Origin of the sequence: Fervidicella metallireducens AeB (genome assembly GCF_000601455.1) — a bacterium.
GTDB classification, from domain to species: Bacteria; Bacillota; Clostridia; order Clostridiales; family Caloramatoraceae; genus Fervidicella; species Fervidicella metallireducens.
Map to the genome: position 1 here is coordinate 1 of NZ_AZQP01000085.1, position 4,268 is coordinate 4,268.

8 protein-coding genes are annotated in these 4,268 nt (G+C 29.9%); 6 read left to right on the forward strand and 2 right to left on the reverse strand.

Translation table 11 applies throughout. The features are described 5' to 3' along the window. Window positions 1–185: type II toxin-antitoxin system death-on-curing family toxin (locus tag Q428_RS13395; RefSeq protein ID WP_035381768.1), on the forward strand; the 185-nt coding region annotated here is incomplete at its 5' end. A gap of 230 nt (window positions 186–415) precedes the next feature. Here Q428_RS13395 and Q428_RS13400 read toward each other — a convergent pair. Then, window positions 416–763 (reverse strand): type II toxin-antitoxin system PemK/MazF family toxin, encoded by a 348-nt coding sequence (locus Q428_RS13400; protein ID WP_035381770.1) that lies wholly within the window; start codon window positions 761–763, stop codon window positions 416–418. Next, window positions 763–1,032 carry a ribbon-helix-helix domain-containing protein gene (locus tag Q428_RS13405; RefSeq protein WP_035381772.1) on the reverse strand — a complete coding sequence of 90 codons (270 nt, stop codon included), beginning with the start codon at window positions 1,030–1,032 and terminating at the stop codon, window positions 763–765. Before Q428_RS13405 ends, Q428_RS13400 begins: the two co-directional genes overlap by 1 nt. Before the next feature lie 341 nt (window positions 1,033–1,373). On the opposite strand from Q428_RS13405, the gene Q428_RS13410 reads away from it, so the two are divergent. The 5 genes from Q428_RS13410 (at window position 1,374) to Q428_RS13430 (ending at window position 4,145) form a co-directional block, all read left to right on the forward strand. Further along, on the forward strand, window positions 1,374–1,796 hold the full coding sequence (locus Q428_RS13410) for a VOC family protein (RefSeq protein WP_035381774.1): 423 nt from the start codon (window positions 1,374–1,376) through the stop codon (window positions 1,794–1,796). A gap of 396 nt (window positions 1,797–2,192) precedes the next feature. Continuing rightward, the gene (locus Q428_RS14720) at window positions 2,193–2,453 is read left to right on the forward strand and encodes a hypothetical protein (RefSeq protein ID WP_051515185.1); all 261 of its coding nucleotides are present in this window, start codon (window positions 2,193–2,195) and stop codon (window positions 2,451–2,453) included. A gap of 79 nt (window positions 2,454–2,532) precedes the next feature. Next, the gene (locus Q428_RS13420) at window positions 2,533–3,267 is read left to right on the forward strand and encodes a CPBP family intramembrane glutamic endopeptidase (RefSeq protein ID WP_161633635.1); all 735 of its coding nucleotides are present in this window, start codon (window positions 2,533–2,535) and stop codon (window positions 3,265–3,267) included. 93 nt (window positions 3,268–3,360) lie between these two features. Further along, complete coding sequence (locus Q428_RS13425) at window positions 3,361–3,726, forward strand: hypothetical protein (RefSeq protein ID WP_035381779.1); 366 nt, start codon at window positions 3,361–3,363, stop codon at window positions 3,724–3,726. Window positions 3,727–3,764: 38 nt separating this feature from the next. Continuing rightward, on the forward strand, window positions 3,765–4,145 hold the full coding sequence (locus tag Q428_RS13430) for an SdpI family protein (protein WP_035381781.1): 381 nt from the start codon (window positions 3,765–3,767) through the stop codon (window positions 4,143–4,145). The last annotated feature ends 123 nt before the right edge of the window (window positions 4,146–4,268 follow it).

The following is a 4,268-nucleotide window of genomic DNA, read 5'->3' on the forward strand; positions in this document are numbered from 1 at the left end:
GCAATCACGGTTTTATTGATGGGAATAAAAGAATTGGTGTAGCAATAATGATTTTATTATGTAAAACTAACAACATAGAATTGAACTATACTCAAGAAGAATTAATAAACTTAGGATTGGGTATAGCTGAAGGAAAGTTTAACGAAAACAATATATATGAATGGATAATGAGACATAAAAGATAAGGCTGAAAAGCCTTATTATTTTTAACGGTGCAAACCCAAAATATACATATATGAATATATATGTCGCATAACAAAGCATGGCAGTTCGTGCTGGTTAAGGTCAAGCTTTGGGGTAAGCTAGCACACATTTCAATAGCTAAGCCAAGCTTGGTTAAGCTATTGAAACGTCTGCAATGCGTAAACGTTATACGCAATTATCAGATAATGAAGGTATTAACTACGCAAAAAGATTATAGGAGGTCAAGGTAGAGCCTTATAACATTTTTAATTTTTTCTTTGCATACATCATTATCAATGTAACCACATTTTCCAGTAAGTCTATCTTTTGATATTGATCTAACTTGATGGGCCATTACTATTGAAGACTGAGGTAAATGTGAATCTTCAGGAGTAAGCATCACTTCAATTGGATATATTTTTCTTCCTGGTTTGAGTGAGGTGATACACAATACTGTAACTATAGGGAGGGCTTGGTTTACAGCTTCTTCAGATACAACTAATACAGGCCTTATTCCAGCTTGTTCAGAACCTTTAACAGGATTTAAATCTGCCCAGAATATATTCCATTGATAATCCATTATTTATCAGTCTCCTTTATAGCTTCAAAATCAGTATAAGAAAAGTCATTCATTACATCTTGAATATCTGACATGAATAATGGGTCTTGTGCAGCAGCTTGCATTTCTTTATAAAGTTTTTGTTTTTCTACACTTTTAACATATAACTCAATAGCTTCTTTGACTGCTGAATTAACTGAAGAAACATAGCCATCATTTGAATAATTTTTTAATCTATCAAGTAATTCTATAGGTAAAGAAAACGTATAATTTTTAACTACTTGGGGCATAAGATTTCAACTCCTTTGAAGAATATATTGTATACTTATATTGTATGCAATAAAAGAAAAATTATCAATATAGGAGTTATGTTTACGCATAAAAATTAACTGATATCTGATGACTACTTATAACAATGAATGGCCATTCGTGCTGGAGAGGGGCAAGCTTTCGTAGTAATTTACAACACACTATTTCGCCACTTAACAAGGCTGAATGGCGTCTCAAATACAAAACGTTAGTTGCAATTTCTAAGAAAGTTTTGTTATAATAGTAAAATGTTATGGTGAAGAAATTAAAATAGAAAATATGGATTGAATAAAAAAATCCAAAATTAAGAGGAGTTTAGATAATGGTTCAATCAATTATACATATAGCTTTAGTTATAAAAGATTATGATGAGGCAATAGAATTTTATACGAAGAAGCTCAATTTTACATTAATTGAAGACACATATCAGCCTGAACAAGATAAGCGCTGGGTAGTAATATCACCACCTGGTTCAGTCGGAACTACCATATTACTTGCAAGGGCATCTAAACCTGAACAAGAGGAATTTATAGGTAATCAGTCAGGTGGTAGAGTTTTTCTATTTTTAAGCACTGATGACTTTTGGAGAGATTATAATGAAATGATTTCAAAGGGTATAGAATTTGTGAGAGAGCCAAAAGAACAATCTTATGGAATTGTTGCTGTATTTAAGGATTTGTATGGGAATCTGTGGGATTTAGTAGAACTGAAAGAAGGTCATCCAATTCTGAATCGAATTAAGTAGATGATTTAATAAATTTACATCATTCTTTTAATGAGCAATATATAAAGAAAAACTATTTACATGAGAATTGGGAAGTTTGATAAATCAAAATAACGTGAAGATGGAACTGCAACTAACAAAGCATTCAAGCCGCCTTAACCCCTAGACCAAGTTTGGCTAAGGGGTTAAGGCGGCTTGAATGCTTAGACGTTAAAAGACATAATAAACTGCGACAATATAGTGCCGTTACAAAAAAGTTTAAGGAATAGATGTGATAGATAAAATTGATTTTGGTAATAGAAATATTATTTCATATCACAAAGGGCTAAGCTGTACAGGAGAAGATGCTTCAAGAACTTTTAAGATAGCTCTTTTATTTTAAAGCGTGATGTTTATGGAGTTGAGAGTAAACCTGTTGTGCGATCTGATAATGGACCACAGTTCAAAAGTGAAGTTTTTGAAACATCATGTGAAAGTCTTGAGGTCGAGTATGAAAGAATACCTTATAAAACCCCTAATATGAATGCCTATAAAGAGTCGTATCATAGAATTTTAGGAGATGGATGTTTAGGCATTAATGAATTTGAAAGCTTTGCAGAGGCTCGATGTCAAGGGCAGACCGTGTATAAAGATGAAAATCTGCGTGATTCTATAAAAACTCACAAAATTTCACGATAATGTACAAAATTAGGGGGGGCAGTCCCATACATAAATAATGTTCCAAAAAAAAATAAATATTTTGATGGGGGAGAAGTTAATGTATTCAAATGCTATTTCCATAGGGATTTCTAACTTTATACTCTTTTTGGTTGTTTTACTAATAAGAAAGATAGTACATAAAGAAGGGATAAAAGATTTTTTGATTCATGTTGATAAAAGAGGACTGAAATTACTTTTAGAAGGAATTATCATTGGCATAATTGGATTCTTGATTTATACGCTGATTGTTTATTTATTTGGTGAAGGCACATATAGTTATGAAAGTAGTACTTTGAAAAAATCCTTATTATTGTTTTTGATTTATGGTATTGGATTTTTGGCTGTAGCTTTATTTGAAGAATCATTATTTAGAGGATATATATTACAAAAATTACTCAAAAAATTTAGTATGACAAAATCTATAATCATATCTGCGGCAATTTTCGGAAGCATACATTTTTTTGAGTATTCATCAAGCTATTATTTTTGGATAGGACTTATAAATGCAAGTATCATAGGTATATTACTTTCAGTTATAACAATTAAAACAGAATCATTAATGATGGCAGTAGGATTTCATTTAACTTGGAACCTTACACAAAGAATTTTGTTTCTAAATAGTTTGTTTAAGTATAATGTATCTATTAATTTTAAAATAAGAGAAGGTTTACTATCAGGAACATATTTTGTCCCAGAAGCAGGCTTAGCAGTAAGTTCAGTTTTATTAATAATTAGCCTTTATATATTTTTAAGGTTTAGACATAAAGAAAAGAAGGTTATTAAAATGGAATGATGTGTTATTTATGTAAAAAATATAAAAAATATATATAAATTATTTGTTATTCATGTATAATTAATAATAGAACAAAGGGAGAGGTGATTTTGGTTGAAAAGACCACTTGGCATTTCAGTTATTGGATATTTTTATATTTTTGGAGCAATTGTTTTATTTTTAACTTTAGGAACACATCAAGATATCGGATTTAATGAAAGGTTTGGAATTCCTTTTTTGCCTGAATTAGTAGTAAGGATATCTGTTGCATTATTTTCATTAATAATGGCTTATGGATATTTAAAATTGAGAAAATGGGGTTATTGGACCATGATTTTGTATTCTATAATTTTCTTGTTTATTAGTATAAAGCAGGTAACTCTTTATCAGAATCAACCGTTTATAGGGAATATTATATTTTCTCTTTTGGTAATTATTTATACTCTTATAAAACGTCATAACTTTATCATTACGGTATAAACGATTTTTAAAATCAGAGATTGGGGAGTGAGGTAAAAATGGGATTTTGGATTTTTATGTTTATTTGTGTTTTGTTGATTCCATTAACAACGGTTGGGTTAGGAAAGCTCTTTATAAAAAATCCACCAAAAGAAATCAATAAGGTTTTTGGATATAGAACGTCTATGTCCATGAAAAATAAGTATACTTGGGAATTTGCCCACAAATATTGTGGGGAATTATGGGTAAAACTTGGTTTAATTATGATTGTTCCAACAGTGATAGTAATGTTGTTTCTGCTTGGCAAAGATGCAGATGTTGTAGGAATGTATGGTGGAATCCTTTGTATTATACAAGCTGTTTTCTTATTATTTTCTATCTTTCCTACAGAGAAAGCATTAAGGAAAAATTTTGATGTTTTTGGTAACAGAAAAAGATAGAAGAATAAATAATATGTACATATGATGGATAATTATGATATTATTAAAAATGTTTAATTGTCTAAGTAAACTTTCTTTTTATATTTATAATACCAATTCTTTTAAAAAGGAAAATAGATTTGG